This window comes from Streptomyces sp. NPDC096040, from assembly GCF_040303265.1.
Taxonomy (GTDB): domain Bacteria; phylum Actinomycetota; class Actinomycetes; order Streptomycetales; family Streptomycetaceae; genus Streptomyces.
Genome location: NZ_JBEOTA010000003.1, coordinates 45,670 through 66,427, shown reverse-complemented (window position 1 = coordinate 66,427; position 20,758 = coordinate 45,670). Strand labels below are relative to the sequence as shown.

Below are 20,758 nucleotides of genomic sequence, written 5' to 3'. Positions count from 1 at the left end.
AGGGCCGCCGCTCAGACCTTCACGATGCCCAGACTGACCAGGAGCCGCCACACGTCGGTGGAGGGGTCCCGGTTCAGGACGTCGCAGTTCTTGGCATGTCCGGAGCGGGCGGCCCGCTCCTTCGCCGAGCGACCGTACTTCGGCTCCTCGAACGTGGCGTTGGCGGGCTTGCACGAACCGTGCTCACACTGACCGACCAGGGCTCGCGCGTGCTGCACCGCCGTCTTCTCCTTGCCTTTCAGCGCCTTGGTGCGGGCATCGCTCAGCCCCTTGTCGGGCTTGTCGAACCGCTTGTATGCGGGGTCGGCCTTGCGCAGCTTCTCCAGGACGTGCGTGTTCTTCGCCGCGCCCTGGGCACCGCCGAACTGCTGGAAGTGCAGCAACAACCACAGCTCGAACGAGGGGTGGGAGAAGCAGACCTCGGTGTCCGAGTCCGCAGCGGCCTCGAACGCCTCGGGGATGTCATGGTGGCTGTCTCGGTCGAAGAGCACCCAGGTCTCGTCCTCCCCCTGAGCGGCCTCGACCACCGCCTTTACGGTACGGGACGGGATCAGGCCGTCGGCCTTGCGGACCGGCTTGATGGTGAAGGGCGGTCGGCCGGTCTCGCTGTCCCCACTCCCGAACTCCTTGTTGAGGTACCGCAGGTAGTCGTACTCGGTCACCTCGCCCTCACACCCCACGTAAAGCACCCGCTCGCGACGTGAGTACTGCGACGGAGGCGCCTGCGGCGGCATCACCGTGCTCGCCGCGTCCTTCTTCGATCTGCGCCTGCTGCTCATGCTCCGCGCCCACCCCGTTCGCTCACGCCGTCGCTGCCGCCTTCTCCTCCAGCCAGGACACCTCGCGGGCGATCTCGCCCGGGGTCACCCGGGGCACCCCTCCGTACCGGCCACGCAAATAGCCCCGCTCCAGGTCCTCGCCCTCCTCCGGATGGGCGGCGACCAGCGGATACAGCTCACTCGCGCCGGACTTCGTCTTGGCGGTCAGCCATACCTGGTCGCGCCGGAGCGGACGGTCGAGTACGGCGTTGCCGAGCAGCGTGGCGTCATGGGTGGTGAAGACCAGCTGGGCGCCCTTGGTGTTGGCCTTGCGGTCCTGGAAGAGACGCACGACCTCGGCGGCCAGCGTGGGGTGGAGACTGGAGTCGAGCTCGTCCACCAGCAGCGTCGTCCCGTTGTCGAGGACGGCGAGCATCGGGCCGAGGAAAGCGAACCACGCGTGCGTACCGAAGCTTTCCTCGGTGAAGAAGTCGAGGGCCACCGCTTGCGCCCCCTCCGTCCGGTGCCGAAGGGAGACCGCGCCGGTGTCCGCGTCGAGGTCGAAGCCGGTGACGCCCAGGTCGGCGGCGGCCAGGAGCTGGACGAGTCGTTCGCGGTAGCTGGTGTCGTCGTGGAGTTCGGTGAGGCGGCGCTTGGTCCAGTCGGCACGGTGGCTGATGTCCGCGCCCGGGGTCATCAGCCACAGGTTGTTCAGGAACCAGCGGTGCAGGGCGGACAGTTGAGGGTCGTTGAGGGTGGCCGCCGTGGAGAGGAAGAGGGCGTTCGGCCGGGTGAGCGCAACCAGGTCGTCGCGGCGGCCGGTGAAGGCCGGGCTCTCGAAGAGGTACTCGTCGCCGTCCTCCGCCGGGCGGTCCGCCTCCCTGTCGAACCAGACCTGCCGGATGCCGCCCGGGTAGGCGTGCAGCCATTCGGCCTCGACCCGGTCGTCGGAGAGTTCGAAGCCGTACGTGTAACGGACGGGGGTGCGGGCGCCAAGGACCAGGTCGACCTCGAAGAGGGTGGTCTCCTCGGCGCTGGCGGCATCCAGCTTGAAGGGCTGCCGGTGAGGCACCCCGGGATACTTGGCCCAGTCCGCGAAGGAGGTGCGTACCGCCTCCCGCATGGCGTGGAACGCGCTGAGCAGGTTGCTCTTGCCGGAAGCGTTCGCACCGAAGATCCCGGCCACGGGCAGCACCGGCACGTGCCCGCCACCGTCCTGAGCGATCCCGCTGTCCCGCGCGATGCCGTCGGAACTGTCAGCGCTGCTTGCTGCAGCGACAAGTGTCAGCTCGGCCTCGTCCCGGATCGAGCGGTGATTCGCCACTCGAAAGCGCAGGAGCACCGTCCACCTCCCGAAGGGGCGGGGAGGTCCCGCCGCCGGCTCACACTGTGCGGGCCTTCCGCGGGGCCAGCCTATGCCGGGTGGTCGGGCCGTGCCAGCTCCTGCGAGTTCTCGATGATCAGGCTGTGGCAGCTTCCCGGCGAGCCGTGGTAGCGATGGTCGCCGAGCCGACGACGCGTGTGCCGTCGTACAGGACGATCGCCTGGCCGGGGGCGACGCCCCGGACCGGCTCGGTGAACGTGACGCGCAGGGTGCCGTCGACCAGTTCCGCGCTCACCTCGGTCTCGCCGCCGTGGGCGCGGAGCTGGGCGGTGTAGACGCCCGGGCCGGTGGGGGCGGTGCCGCACCAGCGGGGCTTGATCGCGGTGAGGCCGGTGACATCGAGGGCGGCGGCCGGGCCGACCGTGACCGTGTTGTCCACGGGTGAGATGTCGAGGACGTAGCGCGGCTTGCCGTCGGCGGCGGGGGTGCCGATCCGCAGCCCCTTGCGCTGGCCGATGGTGAAGCCGTACGCCCCCTCGTGGGTGCCGAGCTTCGCGCCGGACTCGTCGACGATGTCGCCCTCGGCCCTGCCGAGCCGCTGGGCCAGGAAGCCCTGGGTGTCGCCGTCGGCGATGAAGCAGATGTCGTGCGAGTCGGGCTTCTTCGCGACCGCGAGGCCCCGGCGCTCGGCCTCGGCGCGGATCTCGCCCTTGGTCGTGAGCGTGTCGCCGAGCGGGAAGAGCGCGTGCGCGAGCTGCTGCTCGTCCAGGACGCCGAGGACGTACGACTGGTCCTTCGCCATGTCGGAGGCGCGGTGCAGTTCGCGGGAGCCGTCGGGGAGCGTCACGATCTTCGCGTAGTGGCCGGTGCAGACCGCGTCGAAGCCCAGGGCGAGCGCCTTGTCCAGCAGGGCCGCGAACTTGATCTTCTCGTTGCAGCGCAGGCACGGGTTGGGGGTGCGCCCCGCCTCGTACTCGGCGACGAAGTCCTCGACGACGTCCTCGCGGAAGCGGTCGGCGAGGTCCCAGACGTAGAACGGGATGCCGATGACGTCGGCGGCGCGGCGGGCGTCGCGCGAGTCCTCGATGGTGCAACAGCCCCGCGCGCCGGTACGGAAGGATTGGGGATTCGCGGAGAGCGCGAGATGGACGCCGGTGACGTCGTGGCCCGCTTCGGCGGCGCGGGCGGCGGCGACGGCGGAGTCCACGCCGCCCGACATGGCGGCGAGGACGCGGAGGGGGCGGGTGCGCTGCGAGGTGTCAGTCATAACCCCTCCAGAGTAAAGGGACGCGGGAACCGGGGCCCGCGAGTATCCGTTGGGGATCACATGGGGGCGACGACTGGTGATCGGGACCGGCGGATCGGGCGGCGGGCGCTGCTGGTCGGCGGGGCGGCGGCGGCCGTGGGCACGGCGGTGCTGACCAGGGACGAGCTGGCGCGGCTGTACTGGCGGCTGCCCGGTGTGCGCAGGTCCCGGGTGGCGGGTGCGGTGGATTTCAGGGGCGCGCGCTGGGCGGCGGCGTCCCCGGCGAACTACCGCACGGCGGACCGGCCGGACGACTACCCGATCGACCGGGTGGTCGTCCATGTCACCCAGGGCGGTTACGCGAGCGTGGTGAAGGCCTTCCAGGATCCGGCGCACGGGGCGGCGGCGCACTACATCGTGCGCAGGGACGCGCGGATCACGCAGCTGATCCGCGAGCTGGACGTGGCGTTCCACGCGGGCAACCGGTCGTACAACGAGCGCAGTGTCGGCATCGAGCACGAGGGCTTCGTGGACCGCCCGGAGGACTTCACCGACGCGATGTACGCGGCGTCGGCGCGGCTGACGGCCGCGATATGCCGGCGGTACGGCATGCCCATGGACCGGGAGCATGTGATCGGTCATGTGGAGGTGCCGGGGACGGATCACACCGACCCGGGGAAGCACTGGGACTGGGACCGTTACATGGGGCTTGTTCGGCGCGTCGGACAGGCCTGACTCCGGGGCGGTCGCGGTGTCCGCGGAGGTGAGGCCCGCGGCCGGCAGTCCGCCGGAAGCGGAACGGGAATCGGAGGGAACGGGTTCGGGGCTCTGCGCCGAGGCAGGGAACTTGCGTCCTCTGGAAGCGACTTGGGGTTGATTCCGCGTGTCGCGGACCACCGCCGCCGTGGCCGGGATCAGCTCAGTCCGGCGGCCCGGGCGCGCTCCACCGCCGGGCCGATCACCTTCGCGACCGCCTCGACGTCGGCCTGGGTGGAGGTGTGGCCGAGCGAGAAACGGAGGGTGCCGCGGGCCAGGTCCGGGTCGGTCCCGGTGGCCAGCAGGACGTGACTCGGCTGGGCCACCCCGGCCGTACACGCGGAGCCCGTCGAGCACTCGACGCCCTGGGCGTCGAGCAGCAGGAGCAGCGAGTCGCCCTCGCAGCCGGGGAAGGTGAAGTGCGCGTTGGCCGGGAGGCGGTCCACCGGGTCGCCGCCGAGGATCGCGTCCGGTACGGCCGTACGCACGGCGTCGATCAACTGGTCGCGCAGGGCGCCGATCTCGCGGGCGAACCACTCGCGGCGCTCGACGGCGAGGTTCGCCGCGACCGCGAAGGAGGCGATCGCCGGGACGTCGAGGGTGCCGGAGCGGACGTGCCGCTCCTGGCCGCCGCCGTGCAGGACCGGTACGGGGGTGTACTCACGGCCGAGGAGCAGCGCGCCGATGCCGTACGGGCCGCCGACCTTGTGGCCGGAGACGGTCATGGCGGCGAGGCCGGAGGCGGCGAAGTCCACCGGGGTCTGGCCGACGGCCTGGACCGCGTCGGCGTGCAGGGGGATGCCGAACTCGCTTGCCACGTCGGCGAGTTCACGGACCGGCAGGACCGTGCCGATCTCGTTGTTGGCCCACATGACCGTGGCGAGGGCCACGTCGTCGGGGTTGCGGGCGATGGCCTCGCGCAGCGCCTCGGGGTGGACCCGGCCATAGGCGTCGACGGGGAGGTACTCCACCGTCGCGCCCTCGTGTTCGCCGAGCCAGTGGACCGCGTCGAGGACCGCGTGGTGTTCGACGGGGCTGGACAGGACGCGGGTGCGGGTGGGGTCGGCGTCGCGGCGGGACCAGTAGAGGCCCTTGACCGCGAGGTTGTCGGCCTCGGTGCCGCCGGAGGTGAAGACGACCTCGCTGGGGCGGGCGCCGAGCGCTTCCGCGAGGGTCTCCCTGGATTCCTCGACCGTGCGACGGGCCTTGCGGCCGGAGGCGTGCAGGGAGGACGCGTTGCCGGTGATACCGAGGGTGGCGGTGAGAGTTTCTACCGCCTCCGGGAGCATCGGGGTCGTGGCTGCGTGGTCGAGGTAGGCCATGGTGAGTCGATTCTACGGGGGTGGCTCCGCCGTAGGACCGAGGGGCGCCGCGCTCGGCTCGGGCCGGTGGGTCGCTGCGGGCCGTGCGGGTCGGTCGCGACCACGCGGCGGTAGCCGCATACCCAGAACAGTCCCGCGCCCCCTTGGGACACGCCTGTCCCGAGCCCTGCTCACAGACTCCAGGACACCGTGTTCGAGACCTCCATCGCGATGCCGAGGACCGCCAGGTCCGCCACGCCCAGGGCCAGGCCCAGGTATGCGCGGCCCTTGCGGCTTGTGCCGCGCCACAGGGACACCAGCGCCAGGACGATCGCGATCGGGCCCAGGAACAGGTTCAGGACAAGGAGGCCGAGGAGGCCCAGGATGAAGGACGCGACGGCCATGCCGTCGGCGTCGCGGGTGCGGGGCTGGGGGCGGGTGGTGGTGGCCGGGGCGGTGAGGTGCAGCATGCTCAGCTCCTGGAAGTCGTGGTGGACGGTCAGTTGGCCGAGGTGCGGCGACGGCGGGCGAGGCGCTCGCGGAGCGCGAAGACGGCCAGCCAGACGACGATCACGGCGGCGAGTCCTGCGGTGACGTCGAGCGGCGCGTGGGCCACGGTGCCCAGCACCACGCCGAGCAGCATGAGTGCGGCGACGAGGAACAGCATGGGATTCGATCCCCCCTCCGTTAAGTTTGGGTGAACGGTTGTAGTAACAGTTGTTCACTGACTTCGAGTCTAGCAACCCGCACGGCTTTTCAATTCCGGAGAACAGTTGTTAACTGGATGACATGAGTCACACTCTCGGCATCCGGCAGGCCCAGAAGCAGAAGACCCGCCAGGCCTTCCTGGACGCGGCACTGGGGCTACTGGAGGAGCAGAGCCTGAGCAGCCTTGGGCTGCGCGAGGTCACCCGGGCCGTCGGCGTCGCCCCGACCGCCTTCTACCGGCACTTCCGCTCCACCGCCGATCTGGGCGTCGCCCTCGTCGACGAGGCGCTGGGCAGCCTGCACCCCATGGTCCGCACGACGGTCTCCACACCCGGCCCGGAACGCATCGACCGTGCCGTGCGGCTGATCGCCGACCATGTGGCCGCGCACCCGGCGCATGTGCGGTTCATCGCCCGGGAACGGCACGGCGGGGTGCAGCCGGTGCGCGAGGCCATCCGGGACCAACTGGCCCGGTTCGCCGAGGAGGTCAGGACCGAGCTGGCCAAGGACCCCGAGGCGGCGGGCTGGAACGACGACGACCTGCTGATGCTCGCCCACCTCTATGTGGACCAGATGCTCATGACGGCGTCCCTGTTCCTGGAGACCCTGGAGTCGCCGGAGCCCTCGGAGACGGAGCAGCAGCGCGTCACCCGGGTCGCCGCCCGCCAGATGCGGCTGATCAGCCTCGGACGCCAGCACTGGCTGGATTAGTCCGCATCGGCCTGCCCGCCCCGTCCCGCTTCCCCTACGACGTGCCCGTCCTCGCGGCCCGCTGGCCGACCTGCGCCAGCACGGCCCCTCCGCCCCCGTGTGGCGTCCCGTCCACGACCCCGACCAGCGAGTCTCCTGGACCGGGCGTGCGTTTCGGGTCCGCGGGCAACACGAAGGGGCGGTCGTCCGGTCGTCGGACGTACCGCCCCTGTCGTACGGCGTCCGGCGTCAGCTCTTCGTGGCCTGCTGGGTCGGAGCGCCGCTGGGGGCCGCACCGCCCGCGCCGGGACCGCCCTGGCCGCCGCCGCAACCGCCGCCGCCCTGGCCGCCCCCGGGGCCGCCCTGACCGCCGGTGCCGGCGCCGGGGCCGCCGCTCGGCATGCCGGTGGGGGTGCCGGTCGGCTGGGCGGTGGCGTTGCCCGTAGGGGCGCCGGACGGGGCGCCGGAAGGGGCCCCGGTGGCGTTGCCGGTCGGCATGCTCGACGGCGCCTGACAGGACTGCGACTGGCCGGAGTTGGCGCTGCCGGAGGACGACGACGAGTCGCCCGAGCCGCACGCGGTCAGCAGCAGCGGAGACACGGCGAGCAGGGCGACCGCGGGGACGAGACGTACACGCTTCATGAGAGACAGCTCCATAAAGGATGAGGGAGTCCTGAGGCGTGGCACTCAACCAACGGCGCTTAGGGCGTACTTGAGCCCGCACTGTCCCCGGCCTGTGATTCGGGTAAAGGGCGGCTCAAGTCGCCGCCCTGACCTGCGTCTTCCTGGCCGTCCGCGCTTTACTCGCTGGTACACGTCCGTGACAGAACGGGGTCACGGGCAGGTACGTCAGCCCAGGCGAACCCTGGCCAACTGCCGTGACTGGGCGACCAGTCGGTCCGCGCCGTCCCAGACCTCGGCGTCCTCCTCCAGGAAACCGCCGGCCAGGTTGCGGGTGGTGATGGAGACACGCAGCGGGCCCGGGGCGGGGCGGTGGCGGACGTGGACGGTGAGTTCGACAGTGGGGACCCAGCCCTTGAGGCCGATCTCGAAGGCGGTGGGCGGCAGCGCGTCGACCGCGAGGAGCAGGGCGAGGGGGTCGGCGTCACGGCCGTCCGCGAGGCCGAACCAGGAGCGCATCTCGCCCTTGCCGGAGGGGGCGCCGAGGGCCCAGCCCAGGGTCGCCGGGTCCAGCTTGAGCATCAGGCGGTCGGTGATGGCGGAGCTGCCGTCGACCGGGGCAGGGCCGTCCTCGGGGCCGAAGCACTGGTCCATGGGCGGGATGGCGGGCGGGGTCGCCGTGGTACGGACGTCGTCGGGCAGGGTGGCGAGGTCACCGTAGGAGGCGAGGACGCGGATGCGCTCGACCTCGTTGCCTTCGTCGTCGTACTGGAAGAGCGAGGCCTGGCCGGTGGAGAGGGTGCGGCCGGTGCGGACGGTGTCCGTGCGGATCACGGCCGGGCCCGGCTGGGACGCGGTCAGGTAGTGCGCCGAGATGGTGAACGGGTCCGGATGGGGCAGTGTGTCCGCGAGGGCCCGGCCGAGGACGGCCAGCAGATAGCCGCCGTTGACGGCGTTGATGATGGTCCAGCCGGCCGAGAGGTCGATGTCGTAGACCCCGGGCGCGCGCCGGGTGACGGCGGTGTCTCGGTCGAACTCGCTGTCGCCGATCACGGCTCGCGTGGAAGCTGCTTCTGGCATGCGTGAACAGTACAACAGGAAATTACTAAGCGGTAGCTTTTCCGGCCGGATGCGGGTCGGCGCGGTGTGATCGGCGGGTAAGGGATCCACTCGGCCGGGTGAGGTTCCGGCAATTTCTAGGTAAGTGTCCGGACACGTCCGTAACCCGGAGCCGGTAATTCCCCTCTATGGGGACATGAGCCTCACCGGGACTCCGTTCCTCTACACGACCATCGTCCTGTCCGTGGTTGCCCTCATACTGCCGCTCGTCCTGTGGTCGAGGATGCGCGGGCCCAAGGCCGTGCGCACCGCGGCCCGGGTCCTGATGCTGCTGTTCGCACAGGCCACGGCGGTGACGCTGATCTTCGTACTGGTCAACAACGAGAACAGCCTGTACGACAACTGGGCCGACCTGCTCGGTACCGGCAACCACGTCCAGCAGGCCGCCGACCTCGGCCGGGACGGTACCGGCGGCATAGCGCTGACACGGTTGCCCAAGGTGAGGCAGGCCTTCACGGCGTCCACCGGACCGGGTATGCACGCCGCCGGCGGGGTGCGCGTCACCCAGCTCAAGGGCCGGGTCTCAGGCGTGAACGCCGAGGTCTACGTCTGGCTGCCGCCCCAGTACAACGAACCGGCGTACCGCAACCACAGGTTCCCGGTGGTGGAACTGCTGCCGGGCTACCCCGGCTCGGCCAAGGCCTGGTTCGGTTCGCTGAAGGTGCACGAGCAGCTGCTGCCGCTGATGAGGAGCGGCAAGGTCGCGCCCTTCATCCTGGTCGCCCCGCGCACCAACCTGCTGGCCGGTGTCGACACCGGCTGCGCCAACATCCCGGGCACGGTCAACGCCGACAGCTGGCTCAGCATCGACGTCCCGAAGATGGTGACCGACAACTTCCGCGCCGCCGCGGCTCCGGCCAACTGGGCCGTCGCCGGGTACTCGGCGGGCGCGCACTGCGCGGTCAAGCTGGCCGTCGCCCACCCGGACCGCTACCGGGCCGCGGTGAGCCTGTCCGGCTACAACGACCCGATCGGCGAACGCAATTCACTCGCCGCGCAGAGCGTGACCCTGCGCGAGCGGAACAACCCCTACCTGCTGCTCCGGAAGGCTGCCGCCCCGCCCCGGATCGCCCTCTACCTCTCCGGCGAGTCCGGCGACGGCTACCAGGCCGGGGTGGCGCTCGAACAGATCGCCAAGGCGCCGACCACCGTGCACGTGGTGTATCTGCCGCGCAGCGCGGGCGGCCACAACATGGCGCTGTGGCGGCCCCAGGTGCCGGAGGTCTTCGAGTGGCTCACCGTCAACATGGGCCAGAGCCACGCCCGGGCCGGAACTACTCCTCACGAACCGTCGTCCGCCGATTCCACGCACGCGGCGCTCGCCAGTGGAACCGCATCGCGAGCAGGCGCAACACGAAAGCGGTGACGACCGCCACCCCGCTGGTGAACGGGGTCAACGTGTCGTAGTGGATGCACAGCACCACCATCGTCGCCCCGACGATCGCCGGGACCGCGTACAGATCGCGGTCCCAGCGCAGCAGTGAGGGAACCTCGTTGGCGAGTACGTCCCGGAGCACGCCGCCGCCGACCGCGGTGGCGAGCCCGAGGGCGGCCGAGGCGGTCAGGTTGAGGCCGTAGGAGTACGCCTTCGTCGTGCCGGTCACGCAGAACAGGCCGAGACCGGCCGCGTCGAAGACCAGGACCGCCGACTGGATGCGCTCGACGTGCGGGTGGAGGAAGAACACCACGAGCGCGGTGAGCAGCGGGGTGATGAAGTACCCCAGGTCCGTGAAGGCGGCCGGGGGCACCGCTCCGATGATCACGTCCCGGAAGATCCCTCCGCCCAGCGCGGTGACCTCGGCGAGCACGGCGATGCCGAAGACGTCGAAGTTCTTGCGGACGGCCAGCAGCGCGCCGGAGATCGCGAACACGAAGATGCCGATGACATCGAGCGTGTGCTGGACGGAGGGAGAGAAGAGGTTCTGGAGCTGCACCCTGACATTGTGACCCGGCAGGGTGCATGAACCTTACAAAGCCAGGCTCACAGGGCGGGTTTCCCTGTGGTGAACAGCCAGGTCCGGAACAGGTCGTCGAGCTGCTGCCCGGAGACCTTCTCCGCGAGGCGGATGAAGTCGGCGGTGTCGGCGTTGCCGTAGCGGTGCAGCTTCGTCCACGCGGGGAGGAGCTTGAAGAACGCGGTGTCCCCGATCCGCTCGCGCAGCATCTGGAGGGTCATCGCGCCGCGCTGGTATACGGCGGAGGCGAACATGGTGTCGCGCTGCGGGTCGGCGACGACGGTCTGCCAGAAGGGGGTGTCGGCGGCGCGGGAGTTGTAGCCGGCCAGGAAGGAGTCATGGGCCGAGCGGGTGCCCTGGTGCTCCGCCCACAGCCACTGGGCGTAGGTGGCGAAGCCCTCGTTGAGCCAGATGTCCTTCCACTGCGCCACGCTCACCGAGTCGCCGAACCACTGGTGGGCCAGCTCGTGCACGATCGTCGTCTCGTTGCGCACCGCCGAGTAGGCCGGCTTGCTCTGCACCTCCAGCGAGAACCCCGCCTCCGGCATGTCGTCGACGATCGCGCCGGTCTCCTCGAAGGGGTACGGCCCGAAGATCTGCGACCAGTAGTCGGTGGCGGCGGCCGTCACGGCGTACACGTCGACGCTGTTGCTGTTCGCGAGGACCGGGTCGATGGCGACGTAGATCGGGATGCCGGAGGGCGTCTTCCCCGTCCGCACGTCGAACTTCCCGATGGTGGCGGTGGCGAGATAGGTCGCCATGGGTTTCGACTCACGCCAGTGGGTGTACGTCGAGACGCCCTTGTCGTACGTGTTCACGAGCCGGCCGTTGGACACACCCGTCAGACCCTTGGGCGCCTTGATCCGGATGTCGTAGGTGGCCTTGTCGGAAGGGTGGTCGCTGGACGGGAACCAGGTGGAGGCGGCGTTGGGCTCGCAGGCGACGAAGACGCCGTCGGGGGTCTTCATCCAGCCGTAGTCGGAGCCGAAGACGATGGGGCCGTTGAGGGGTTCGGGTATCCCGCCGTAGGTGACCGCGACGGTGAACTCGTGCCCCTCGGCGAGCGGGTTCCTCGGCGTGACGGTGATCTCGTCGCCGGTGCGCGCGAACCGGGCGCGTCTGCCGTTCACTTCGACGTGCGTGACCTCCAGTTTCTGGAGGTCGAGGTCGAAGGAGGAGAGGTTCTGGGTGGCGCGGGCGGTGAGGGTGGTACGGCCGTCCAGGCGCCCGGTGTCGGGAGCGTAGGCGACGTCGAGGTCGTAGTGGCGGGCGTCGAAACCGCCGTTGCCGAGCTGCGGGAAGTAGGGGTCACCGATGCCCGTGGCGCCCGGGGTGGGGGCGGGGGCGGCCGCGATGACGAAGGAGGCTGCTGCCGCGGTAGCGACAGCCGCCAGACGTGCCGAACGGGAGAGGCGCATGAGTCGTCCCTTCGGTGCGTGGTCCCATCAGACAGATGCGCCCAACCTTGCAGCTTCCCGTTCAGTCATGCACATGACTTTGCCAACCTGTCATAAAACGACACCTCCGCCGAATAGGGACACGGAAACCGGTATTCCCAATTCCATCTGAGCTTTACTTGAGGTTATCCACAAAACAATGGCAACGAGATCACCAATTCTCTGTCGCACTAACCGGGCCAAGCGCTAGGTTGAGGCTTACGGGGGAGTCGCCACACGGGGTGGTAGACGGATTTCCTCCGCTCCTCGACCAGGAGCCAGAATCTTGACGCAATACGCGAGAACCATGTCTGTCGGCGCGGCGTTGCTCTCTTTGATCGCCGTGGGCACGACCTCGGCCCAGGCCGCTACGTCCGGCACAGTGCATCCGGACAACTGCGGCACGGAGTCGGTGTACGAAGTCAGCAATATTCATTCCGACCGGATCGGAATGGTGCCGCCGTCCAGCGCGCCGGGCGGACACACTCTCGGCATCACCCTTACCGCGGGGACATCGGTCACCGGCACCGTCACCGGCTCCGTGTCGGCCGAAGAGGGCATCATCTTCGCCAAGGCCAAGGCAAGCGTATCCGTCTCCCTCGCGCTCTCGATGTCGGCGTCGATCTCCTACACGGACAGCTGGAAGGTGCCGGCGTCCTGGCGGGAGGGATACCTACACGCCGGCGCCGACCGAAAGGTGATGAACTGGGACGTCGGTCACTACGGCGCGAATTGCAAGTGGGTCATCGCGCGCAAGGGCGTCGCGAAATACCCGTACCACATTCCGGCATTCTGGAGCACCAAGGGATGAATTCCGTCGCCGGAGCTCGTTTCTCACCCTGCGCAGCGCGCGTTGCCGTACTCTCCGTCGCCTTGATGGCCGCGGCAGGCTGCGGTGGCGCGGATTCCACTGCGCGGCAATCGTCATCGCCGACCGCAGCCCACGCCTCGATGGCCGCGAAAACGCGGTTGCCGGTACTCGAGTCCCTCAAGTACCCGGTACCGTCCGGAAAGCTGTTGACGGCGCGGAGCGGGCGCGGCACCGCGCGGCTCGAGGTGCCCCTGGCGAAGACGGGCTCCCAGATCACGGTGCGGCTGATCTGCCTGGGACCTGGTGACGCGAAGGTGACCGACGGGTCCGGCGGCTCCGTCCTGAAGGTGGCCGGGTGCAACGCGACGGCGGCGTACACCACGGGATTTACCGGCACGAAGAGTGACCGGGTGATGCAGCTCGGGGTGAAGCCCTCCGTCGAATGGCGGCTGCTGGTCTGGGGATAGCCCGGCGGTCGCCCGCCAGACGCGAAAAAGGAAGTACCGGCGGGGGTGGCCCCCGCCGGTACTTCCTCGTCACCGTTCGACAGGCGGTCAGCTCTGCTTGTCGGTCGACTCCTGGTTCTCCTGGCTCTCGGCCTCCGCCGGCTCCCGGCTTTCGGCCTCCGCGGGAGTCCCGGCTTCGGCGACCTCCGCAGCCACCGCCGCCGAGGTGGCCGCGGACTCCGCGAGAACCTCGTCCGCGACCAACTCGGCCGCCTCCTTGGCGATCGTCAGCAGAACCGTGTCCTGCGGGGCCTGGTCGGCGAAGTTCTCCGGGTGGTGGCAGGCGACCTGCTGGCCGGGCTTCAGCTCGACGAGTTTCGGCTCGGTCGTCTTGCAGACCTCCGTCGCCTTCCAGCACCGGGTGTGGAAGCGGCAACCGCTCGGCGGGGAGATCGGCGAGGGCACGTCGCCCTGAAGCAGGATGCGGTCGCTCTTGGCGTTCTTGCGGCGCGGATCCGGGATCGGCACCGCCGACATGAGCGCCTTGGTGTACGGGTGCATCGGCGCCTTGTACAGGGACTCGCGGTCGGCCAGCTCCACGATCTTGCCGAGGTACATCACCGCGATCCGGTCCGAGACGTGCCGGACCACCGAGAGGTCGTGCGCGATGATCACGTAGGTGAGGCCCAGCTCCTCCTGGAGGTCGTCCATGAGGTTGACGACCTGGGCCTGGATCGAGACGTCCAGGGCGGAGACGGGCTCGTCGGCCACCACCAGCTTCGGCTTCAGGGCGAGCGCGCGGGCGATGCCGATGCGCTGGCGCTGGCCGCCGGAGAACTCGTGCGGATAGCGGTTGTAGTGCTCGGGGTTGAGGCCCACGACCGACAGCAGCCGCTGGACCTCCGCCCTGACGCCGCCCGGGGGCGTGACGCCCTGGAGCTTGAAGGGAGCGCTGATGATCGTGCCGATGGTGTGGCGCGGGTTCAGTGAGGAGTACGGGTCCTGGAAGATCATCTGCACATCTCGGCGCAGCGGACGCATGCCGCCCACCCCGAGGTGTGTGATGTCCCTGCCCTCGAACTCGACCTTGCCGCCGGTCGGTTCGAGGAGCCGGGTGATCAGTCGGCCCATCGTCGACTTGCCGCAGCCCGACTCGCCCACGACGCCCAGTGTCTCACCGGCCTTGACCTCGAAGTCGAGGCCGTCGACCGCGTGTACGGCGCCGACCTGCCGCTGGAGCAGACCCTTTTTGATCGGGAAGTGTTTCTGGAGCCCGGTCACCTTCAGCAGGGTCTCGCCAGGGGCGGCGTCCTTGGTGAGGGTGGCACCTTCGCCCTGCGCAGGGATGGTCACCGCTTTGTCCTCGCTCACAGCTTCGGCGCAATCTCTTCGGTCCAGATCCGCTCCCGCTGCTCCTGCGTCATGTGGCAGGCGGCCCAGTGCTGGCTGCCGACATCCGTCAGCTCGGGGCGGACCGTGCGGGTGACGTTGTCCTTGGGGACGTCGGCGTACGGGCAGCGCGGGTTGAAGGCGCAGCCGGACGGGATGTTGATCAGGGAGGGCGGGGAACCCTTGACCGGGATCAGGCGCTCCTGCTGCTCGCGGTCGAGACGCGGCATCGAGCCGAGCAGGCCCCAGGTGTAGGGGTGGCGGGGCTCGTAGAAGACCTTGTCGGCCGGTCCGCGCTCGATACAGCGGCCGCCGTACATCACCAGGATGTCGTCGGCGAGCTCGGCGACGACGCCCAGGTCGTGGGTGATGATGATGACCGCGGAGCCGAACTCCGTCTGCAGGTCCCGGATCAGGTCGAGGATCTGCGCCTGGACGGTCACGTCCAGGGCCGTCGTCGGCTCGTCCGCGATGAGCAGCTCGGGGTTGTTGACCAGCGACATCGCGATCATCGCGCGCTGGCGCATACCGCCGGAGAACTCGTGCGGATAGTTGTCGACGCGCTTGTCGGGCTGCGGGATGCCCACCCGGTCGAGCATCTCGACCGCGCGCCTCTTCGCGGTCTTCTTGTCGACGTCGTGGTGGATCCGGTACGCCTCCACGATCTGCTGGCCGATCGTGTAGTACGGGTGCAGCGCGGACAGCGGGTCCTGGAAGATCATCGCCATCTCGCGACCGCGCAGCTTGCGCACGTGGTCGGGGTCGGCGGAGAGCAGCTCGGTGCCGTCCAGCCAGATCTCGCCGGAGATCTGCGCCTTGCGCTTGCCGTACTGGCCGGCGGTGTGCAGGCCCATGATGCCGAGCGAGGTCACCGACTTGCCGGAGCCGGACTCGCCCACGATGCCGAGGGTCTTGCCCTTCTCCAGCGTGAAGCTGAGTCCGTCGACGGACTTGACCAGGCCGTCGTCGGTCGGGAAGTGCACCTTGAGGTCGCGCACCTCCAGGAAGGAGGTCGGGGCGGCGGAGCCGGAGGTGGGCTCACCCAGGGCGGCTCCGCTCTTGCTCAGGTCGGTCATGTGAGCCTCACTCGGGGGTCGATCACGGCGTACAGGATGTCCACCACGAGGTTGGCGATCAGCACGGCGAGAGAAGTGATCAGCGTGACGCCCAGGATGATGGGCAGGTCCTGGTTACGGATGGCGTCGAGCACCGCGCGGCCGAGGCCGGGCAGGTTGAACGTCGACTCCGTAAGGATGGCGCCGCCGATGAGGGCGCCGAGGTCCATGCCGAGCATGGTCAGGATGGGGGTCATCGTGGAGCGCATCGCGTGCTTGCCGATGACGACGGGCTCCGTGAGACCCTTCGCGCGGGCCGTGCGTATGTAGTCCTCGCCGAGGATCTCCAGCATGGTGGCGCGGGTGATCCGGGCGTACATCGCCGCGTACAGGAAGGCGAGAGTGATCCAAGGAAGGATCATGCCGCCGAACCAGCCGCCGACGCTCTGGCTGAGTGGCACGTACTGCGCGTCGATCCATTTCAGCCCGAAGGCGAAGATCGCCAGGCTGAGCAGACCGGTGAAGTAGATGGGGAGGGAGACACCCGCCAGCGCGACGACCATCGCACCGCGGTCCCAGATGGTGCCCCGCTTGAGCGCGGAGAGCACACCCGCCGCGACACCGATGACCAGCCACAGCACCGCGGCACCGAGCGCCAGTCCCAGGGTCACCGGGAAGCGGTCGGTGAGCACCGGCCAGACCGCCTGCTCGCTGCGGAAGGAGTAGCCGAAGCAGGGCGCGGCGCAGTGCGTCACGTCGCCGCCGCCGGAGTAGGTCCGGCCGACGAAGATGCCCTTGAAGAACTCCCAGACCTGGATGTAGATCGGGTCGCTCAGGCCCAGCTTCTCCCGTACGGCCTCGACGGCAGCCGGGTCGGCCTGCTTGCCCACGAAGCTCGCGGCGATGTCGACGCCTGCCCACTTGGGGACGAGGAAGAAGATGCCGAAGACCACCATCACGATGACCACGAGCATCACTGCGGCGGCGAACAGCCGCCTGATGAGGTAAGCGAGCACAGCTTACGGCCCGCCGCGGGGCCGCGGACCACCGGAGGTCTTCCGATGGCCCACGACCACGCCGCGCCGGCCTTCACCTGCCTTTCGTGCCGTACGGCGGGTGTGCCGGTTTACTTCTTCGGGTTCTTCAGGCCGAGGTTGACGAAGTCGTACGTACCGCTGTAGTTGTCCGTCGTGTAGACGTTCGCCAGGTTGTCCGACCGCCAGTTGATGAACTTCTCGAAGGTGAAGGGCAGGTAGTACGCGCCCTCCATGACCTTGTGGTTGATCTCCGTGGAGACCTTGGCCTTGCCCGCCTCGTCAAGGGTGGTGACGTACTGGTCGAAGAGACCGTCGATCGTCTTGTCCTTGATCAGGGCGTAGTTGTTGTTGCCGCTCTGCAGGATGTACTTGCTGTCCCACAGCGGCAGACCGAAGCCCTGGACGGTCGGGAAGTCCGGGCCCCAGCCCATGATGATGATGCCGTAGCCCTTCTTCTGCACGTTCGAGGGGCTGCCGATGATGCCGGCGGTCTGCGAACCGTCGTACTGGTCGATCTGGGCGTTGATGCCGATCTTCTTCAGCGACGCCTGGAGCGACTGGGCGGTGGCCACCTCGACCGGCTTGTTGTTACGGACGGCGATGGTGGTGGAGAAGCCGTTCGGCTTGCCGCAGGCCTTCAGAGCCTTCTTGGCCTCCGCGACGTTGCCGTTCTTGTTGGCGCCGGAGATGCCGTACGGGTCGTACTTCTGGCCCTCGGAGCCCGGGACGGACGGCGGAAGCATGTTGGTGCCGATGTCGCCACCGGCGATCGGGCCACCGCGGGCGGTCTGCAGCGACACGTGGTCGGCGCCCAGGATGACGGCCTTGCGGCACTCGATGTTGTCGAACGGCTTCACGCTCTGCGGGAAGACCGCGTACCGGATGTAACCCGAGACCGGGTTGTCCAGGTTGGCCTTGTGCTCCTTCAGAGCGGTGGTGCGGCCCTGCGGGGACATGCCGGTCTGGTTGATGTCCAGGTCCAGGTCACCGTTGAGCAGGCGCTGGTCCAGCTGGTTGGCGTCCGAGAAGAACTCGACGGTGATCTTGTCCGGGTACGCCTTGCGGACCGGGTCCGAGGACTGCTTCCACTCGGTGTTGCGCACCAGCGTCAGGCTCTTGCCGGGGCTGTAGGACTCGAACTTGTACGGGCCGGAGGAGAACGGCTTCAGGCCGTACTTGGACTTGGTGTCCATGTCCTGGCGGACCGGGGAGGCCGAGACCAGGGCCAGCACGTCCTGGAAGTCCGAGTTGGCCTTCGGCAGGTGGAAGACGATCGTCTTGTCGTCCGGGGTGGAGATCGACTTCAGACCCAGCTTGTCCTTGGACGTGTCCTTGTAGGGGCCCTTGTACTCGCCCTTCGGGTCCAGGAAGTCCTTCAGGTAGGTCGGACCGCCGGAGAGCACGTCCTGCGCCCAGACGCGCTCGATACCGTACTTGACGTCCTTGGACGTGATCGGCTTGCCGTCCTCCCACGTGACGCCGTCACGCAGGGTGTACGTGTACGTCTTGCCGCCGTCCGAAACCTTCGCGAGACCGGTGGCGAGGTCCGGGGTGAGCTGGGCGCCGGCCTTGCCCGGCTCCGTCTTGCCCGTGACCAGCTGGCGGCTGTAGTAACGCGCGAAGTTCCACATGAAGCCGTAGTAGCCACGCGTGGTGTCCCACGAGTCGGCGTCCTGGGCACCGCCGAACCGCAGCGTGCCACCCTTCTTGGCCAGGGAAGCCTGGGCGACCTTGTTGTTCGCGGCGTCGAAGCCGGCGGCGCCGTTCTTCGAACCGCTGTTGTCGTCGCTGCTGCCGCCGCACGCCGCCGTGGTCAGCAGTGCGGCGACCGCAGCAGCGGCGGCAAACGCCTTCTTACGCCGCCCTGAGGTGCGTTGGGTAGTCACGATCTCGGATCCTCCGGATTTGATGAGAGACCCCGTGTTGGTGCCACGGGACGCTTTTGGGTACGGCTTTTTCAGCGGGACGCCTTCGGATCCAGCGCGTCCCGCACGCCGTCTCCGAAAAGGTTGAAGGCGAGGACGGTGATGAAGATCGCCACACCCGGAACCACCATGTACATGGGGTCCGACTCGTAGTAGTCGATCGCGCTCGAGAGCATCTGTCCCCAGGACGACGTGGGCGGCTTGACGCCCACGCCCAGGAAGCTCAGCGCCGCCTCAGTGAGGATGTTGGTCGGGATCATCATCGTCGTGTACACGATGATGGGCGCGACCAGGTTGGGCAGCAGCTCCTTGAACAGGATGTAGAACCGTCCGGCGCCCAGCGACCGCGCGGCCTCGACGTACTCACGCTCACGCATGGAGAGCGTCTGGCCGCGCACCACGCGTCCGATGTAGGGCCAGCCGAAGAAGCCGATGACCAGGATCATCACGAAGACGCGCACGTTGGACCCGGACAGGCCCAGCATCTCGTTCGGCATGACGGAGACCAGGGCGATCGTGAACAGCAGCTGCGGGAAGGCCAGCAGGCCGTCCATCACACGACTGATGAGCGAGTCCACCCAGCCGCCGAAGAAGCCCGCCAGGATGCCCAGCACGGTGCCCAGGACGACCGCGACGACGGCGGACAGGAAGCCCACCAGGAGCGAGACGCGGGCGCCGTAGAGGATCCGCGCGAAGATGTCGCGGCCGTTGACGGGCTCAACACCCAGCAGGTGGTCGCCGCTGACGCCGCCGAACGACCCCTTGGGGGTGCCGAACAGAGGGTCGATGAGGCTCTCGTTGTAAGCATCCGGGTCCTGGCCGACCAGGTGGGTGATCACTGGCGCGAGGAGGGCGACCACGACGAGGAGGAGGACGACGATGCCGCCCGCGAGGGCGAGTTTGTCGCGCTTGAGACGCTCCCAGGCGATCCGGCCCAGGGAGCGCCCCTGCACGGCCTTCTCACCAGCGGCGACAGCCGCCTCTTCGGCCGCGCTCGGGGCCGCTTCCGCGGTCGGCTCGTGCAATGGTGCCGTCATCTGAGCAGGGACCCCTCTCAACCGGCTGTAGCCGGGTTGCACTTGCCGCTGGTAGCGGCATGATCACTCTCTCCTGGGCAGGGGTGAACACCCCTTGGAGCGCGAGTCTTCAACGCTGTGGCGACCGGTTGCCAGAGTTGACGGTGAATGGATGCGTAACCGTGATGAGAGCTGGGAGTTTCGTTATCCGAACGACGGGTAACACATGCCGGACATGGACATAACTCATTAACACATTACGAAATACGACAAAGTCTCGCTATCTACGCACATAGAGTCACCGATGCCGATCGCCCGCCCATGCCGCGATCACACCACAGTGATGCAGGCCACACGGCATTCAGCCAGCCGCCCGACTTGCCCGATTATGGGGATTTTACCCCCTCTCGCAGAATGGACAATTAGGGTGCCTAGCGCGCGCAACGCCATGGTTTCACTAAGTAATTGAGGATCCCTTGAGGATTGAATAGCAGGTTCCGTATTTCTCGCTTGAAGCACACACACCACAGCGCTAACTTCATGCCCCGTCGGCGAAACAACCGCCACTCCAACGGGAAACGGGGACAAGGAAATGACCGCTATTGGAATGGTCGGCCGCGCTGTGGCCACTGCCGCACTTCTGGCCGGTGCGAGCTTCGCGGTACCGACGGCCGCCTCCGCCGCCGAAGTGCACCCGGACAACTGCGGCACCGGGCATTTCTGGGACGTCGATTCGGTGGGCCCCCGGTACTACCAGTCATCGGGTGGCACCGTGGGCGCCTACAACTCGAGCTCGCAGACCTCGACGCTCAAGTACACCCTCAGCATCACCAAGTCGCGTACGTCCGGCTGGACAAGCGGTGGCGGCCTGAGCGTCAAGGTCGCCGTGGCCGAAATCAACGGAAATACCAACTACACGGTATCCAAGTCGAACACCACGGGAATCTCCGTGGAACACAACCTCAGCGTTCCCGGAAAGCGCTACGGCTACATAACTCCGAAGGTGGAATTCCAGAAGTTCCACATAGAGAAGGCGCACTACGGCGCGAACTGCAAGACCGTCGTCGACAAGGACTACGGCGTATTCCGCGCCGTCACCGCGAAGATCTTCTACTCCACGTGCGTCGGAAAGACGCAGTGCACGACCAAGCCGTGACCCGGTGAC

The 20,758-nt window shown here is 68.3% G+C and carries 21 protein-coding genes; 6 read left to right on the top strand and 15 right to left on the bottom strand.

What is annotated here, in order from left to right:
- Positions 1–11: 11 nt before the first annotated feature.
- The 3 genes from ABTY98_RS03955 to mnmA form a co-directional block, all read right to left on the bottom strand.
- Complete coding sequence (locus tag ABTY98_RS03955) at positions 12–779, bottom strand: RloB family protein (RefSeq protein WP_352219286.1); 768 nt, start codon at positions 777–779, stop codon at positions 12–14.
- Between the two features lie 22 nt (positions 780–801).
- On the bottom strand, positions 802–1,959 hold the full coding sequence (locus ABTY98_RS03950) for an AAA family ATPase (protein WP_352219285.1): 1,158 nt from the start codon (positions 1,957–1,959) through the stop codon (positions 802–804).
- Between the two features lie 259 nt (positions 1,960–2,218).
- The gene (gene mnmA / locus ABTY98_RS03945) at positions 2,219–3,349 is read right to left on the bottom strand and encodes a tRNA 2-thiouridine(34) synthase MnmA (protein WP_352219284.1); all 1,131 of its coding nucleotides are present in this window, start codon (positions 3,347–3,349) and stop codon (positions 2,219–2,221) included.
- A gap of 60 nt (positions 3,350–3,409) precedes the next feature.
- On the opposite strand from mnmA, the gene ABTY98_RS03940 reads away from it, so the two are divergent.
- Positions 3,410–4,063, top strand: coding sequence for an N-acetylmuramoyl-L-alanine amidase (locus tag ABTY98_RS03940; protein WP_352219283.1), 654 nt, complete (start codon positions 3,410–3,412; stop codon positions 4,061–4,063).
- Positions 4,064–4,242: 179 nt separating this feature from the next.
- Here ABTY98_RS03940 and ABTY98_RS03935 read toward each other — a convergent pair whose 3' ends face one another.
- From ABTY98_RS03935 to ABTY98_RS03925, 3 genes are all read right to left on the bottom strand, one after another.
- On the bottom strand, positions 4,243–5,406 hold the full coding sequence (locus tag ABTY98_RS03935; RefSeq protein WP_352219282.1) for a cysteine desulfurase family protein: 1,164 nt from the start codon (positions 5,404–5,406) through the stop codon (positions 4,243–4,245).
- A 170-nt stretch (positions 5,407–5,576) separates the two neighbouring features.
- Complete coding sequence (locus ABTY98_RS03930; protein WP_352219557.1) at positions 5,577–5,852, bottom strand: DUF4190 domain-containing protein; 276 nt, start codon at positions 5,850–5,852, stop codon at positions 5,577–5,579.
- Positions 5,853–5,884: 32 nt separating this feature from the next.
- Positions 5,885–6,052, bottom strand: a complete 168-nt coding sequence (locus tag ABTY98_RS03925) for a hypothetical protein (protein WP_352219281.1) — start codon at positions 6,050–6,052, stop codon at positions 5,885–5,887.
- Between the two features lie 122 nt (positions 6,053–6,174).
- Between ABTY98_RS03925 and ABTY98_RS03920 the strand changes: the two genes are divergently transcribed.
- Positions 6,175–6,804 (top strand): TetR family transcriptional regulator, encoded by a 630-nt coding sequence (locus ABTY98_RS03920; RefSeq protein WP_352219280.1) that lies wholly within the window; start codon positions 6,175–6,177, stop codon positions 6,802–6,804.
- Between the two features lie 228 nt (positions 6,805–7,032).
- Here the strand turns inward: ABTY98_RS03920 and ABTY98_RS03915 are convergent, their stop codons facing one another.
- Complete coding sequence (locus ABTY98_RS03915; RefSeq protein ID WP_352219279.1) at positions 7,033–7,425, bottom strand: hypothetical protein; 393 nt, start codon at positions 7,423–7,425, stop codon at positions 7,033–7,035.
- A gap of 207 nt (positions 7,426–7,632) precedes the next feature.
- The gene (locus tag ABTY98_RS03910; protein WP_352219278.1) at positions 7,633–8,484 is read right to left on the bottom strand and encodes a thioesterase family protein; all 852 of its coding nucleotides are present in this window, start codon (positions 8,482–8,484) and stop codon (positions 7,633–7,635) included.
- 175 nt (positions 8,485–8,659) lie between these two features.
- On the opposite strand from ABTY98_RS03910, the gene ABTY98_RS03905 reads away from it, so the two are divergent.
- Positions 8,660–9,889 carry an alpha/beta hydrolase gene (locus tag ABTY98_RS03905; protein ID WP_352219277.1) on the top strand — a complete coding sequence of 410 codons (1,230 nt, stop codon included), beginning with the start codon at positions 8,660–8,662 and terminating at the stop codon, positions 9,887–9,889.
- Here ABTY98_RS03905 and ABTY98_RS03900 read toward each other — a convergent pair.
- Together ABTY98_RS03900 and ABTY98_RS03895 are read right to left on the bottom strand one after the other, a co-directional pair.
- Positions 9,798–10,457 (bottom strand): trimeric intracellular cation channel family protein, encoded by a 660-nt coding sequence (locus tag ABTY98_RS03900; protein ID WP_352219276.1) that lies wholly within the window; start codon positions 10,455–10,457, stop codon positions 9,798–9,800. The genes ABTY98_RS03905 and ABTY98_RS03900 overlap by 92 nt on opposite strands.
- A 47-nt stretch (positions 10,458–10,504) precedes the next feature.
- Positions 10,505–11,896, bottom strand: coding sequence for a M1 family metallopeptidase (locus ABTY98_RS03895; protein ID WP_352219275.1), 1,392 nt, complete (start codon positions 11,894–11,896; stop codon positions 10,505–10,507).
- Between the two features lie 304 nt (positions 11,897–12,200).
- Between ABTY98_RS03895 and ABTY98_RS03890 the strand changes: the two genes are divergently transcribed.
- Positions 12,201–12,725 carry a hypothetical protein gene (locus tag ABTY98_RS03890; protein WP_352219274.1) on the top strand — a complete coding sequence of 175 codons (525 nt, stop codon included), beginning with the start codon at positions 12,201–12,203 and terminating at the stop codon, positions 12,723–12,725.
- 140 nt (positions 12,726–12,865) lie between these two features.
- Positions 12,866–13,192: a hypothetical protein gene (locus tag ABTY98_RS03885; protein WP_352219273.1), complete on the top strand. Its 327-nt coding sequence runs from the start codon at positions 12,866–12,868 to the stop codon at positions 13,190–13,192.
- A gap of 87 nt (positions 13,193–13,279) precedes the next feature.
- Here the strand turns inward: ABTY98_RS03885 and ABTY98_RS03880 are convergent, their stop codons facing one another.
- The 5 genes from ABTY98_RS03880 to ABTY98_RS03860 all read right to left on the bottom strand — a co-directional run bounded on the left by ABTY98_RS03880 (position 13,280) and on the right by ABTY98_RS03860 (position 19,614).
- Complete coding sequence (locus ABTY98_RS03880; RefSeq protein WP_352219272.1) at positions 13,280–14,524, bottom strand: ABC transporter ATP-binding protein; 1,245 nt, start codon at positions 14,522–14,524, stop codon at positions 13,280–13,282.
- 14 nt (positions 14,525–14,538) lie between these two features.
- A complete protein-coding gene (locus tag ABTY98_RS03875) occupies positions 14,539–15,636 on the bottom strand; it encodes an ABC transporter ATP-binding protein (RefSeq protein WP_352219271.1) in 1,098 nt (365 codons plus the stop codon).
- Positions 15,633–16,631, bottom strand: coding sequence for an ABC transporter permease (locus tag ABTY98_RS03870; RefSeq protein WP_352219270.1), 999 nt, complete (start codon positions 16,629–16,631; stop codon positions 15,633–15,635). Before ABTY98_RS03870 ends, ABTY98_RS03875 begins: the two co-directional genes overlap by 4 nt.
- A gap of 110 nt (positions 16,632–16,741) precedes the next feature.
- A complete protein-coding gene (locus tag ABTY98_RS03865) occupies positions 16,742–18,538 on the bottom strand; it encodes an ABC transporter substrate-binding protein (protein ID WP_352219269.1) in 1,797 nt (598 codons plus the stop codon).
- Positions 18,539–18,609: 71 nt separating this feature from the next.
- A complete protein-coding gene (locus ABTY98_RS03860) occupies positions 18,610–19,614 on the bottom strand; it encodes an ABC transporter permease (protein WP_352219268.1) in 1,005 nt (334 codons plus the stop codon).
- A gap of 571 nt (positions 19,615–20,185) precedes the next feature.
- Between ABTY98_RS03860 and ABTY98_RS03855 the strand changes: the two genes are divergently transcribed.
- Positions 20,186–20,749: a hypothetical protein gene (locus ABTY98_RS03855; RefSeq protein WP_352219267.1), complete on the top strand. Its 564-nt coding sequence runs from the start codon at positions 20,186–20,188 to the stop codon at positions 20,747–20,749.
- Positions 20,750–20,758: the final 9 nt, after the last annotated feature.

Bases quoted from the DNA above. Each gene is read 5' to 3' on its own strand.
- ABTY98_RS03955 (WP_352219286.1), bottom strand. From the start codon at position 779: ATGAGCAGCAGGCGCAGATCGAAGAAGGACGCGGCGAGCACGGTGATG.
- mnmA (WP_352219284.1), bottom strand. From the start codon at position 3,349: ATGACTGACACCTCGCAGCGCACCCGCCCCCTCCGCGTCCTCGCCGCC.
- ABTY98_RS03940 (WP_352219283.1), top strand. From the start codon at position 3,410: ATGGGGGCGACGACTGGTGATCGGGACCGGCGGATCGGGCGGCGGGCG.
- ABTY98_RS03935 (WP_352219282.1), bottom strand. From the start codon at position 5,406: ATGGCCTACCTCGACCACGCAGCCACGACCCCGATGCTCCCGGAGGCG.
- ABTY98_RS03925 (WP_352219281.1), bottom strand. From the start codon at position 6,052: ATGCTGTTCCTCGTCGCCGCACTCATGCTGCTCGGCGTGGTGCTGGGC.
- ABTY98_RS03920 (WP_352219280.1), top strand. From the start codon at position 6,175: ATGAGTCACACTCTCGGCATCCGGCAGGCCCAGAAGCAGAAGACCCGC.
- ABTY98_RS03915 (WP_352219279.1), bottom strand. From the start codon at position 7,425: ATGAAGCGTGTACGTCTCGTCCCCGCGGTCGCCCTGCTCGCCGTGTCT.
- ABTY98_RS03910 (WP_352219278.1), bottom strand. From the start codon at position 8,484: ATGCCAGAAGCAGCTTCCACGCGAGCCGTGATCGGCGACAGCGAGTTC.
- ABTY98_RS03905 (WP_352219277.1), top strand. From the start codon at position 8,660: ATGAGCCTCACCGGGACTCCGTTCCTCTACACGACCATCGTCCTGTCC.
- ABTY98_RS03895 (WP_352219275.1), bottom strand. From the start codon at position 11,896: ATGCGCCTCTCCCGTTCGGCACGTCTGGCGGCTGTCGCTACCGCGGCA.
- ABTY98_RS03885 (WP_352219273.1), top strand. From the start codon at position 12,866: ATGGCCGCGAAAACGCGGTTGCCGGTACTCGAGTCCCTCAAGTACCCG.
- ABTY98_RS03875 (WP_352219271.1), bottom strand. From the start codon at position 15,636: ATGACCGACCTGAGCAAGAGCGGAGCCGCCCTGGGTGAGCCCACCTCC.
- ABTY98_RS03860 (WP_352219268.1), bottom strand. From the start codon at position 19,614: ATGACGGCACCATTGCACGAGCCGACCGCGGAAGCGGCCCCGAGCGCG.
- ABTY98_RS03855 (WP_352219267.1), top strand. From the start codon at position 20,186: ATGACCGCTATTGGAATGGTCGGCCGCGCTGTGGCCACTGCCGCACTT.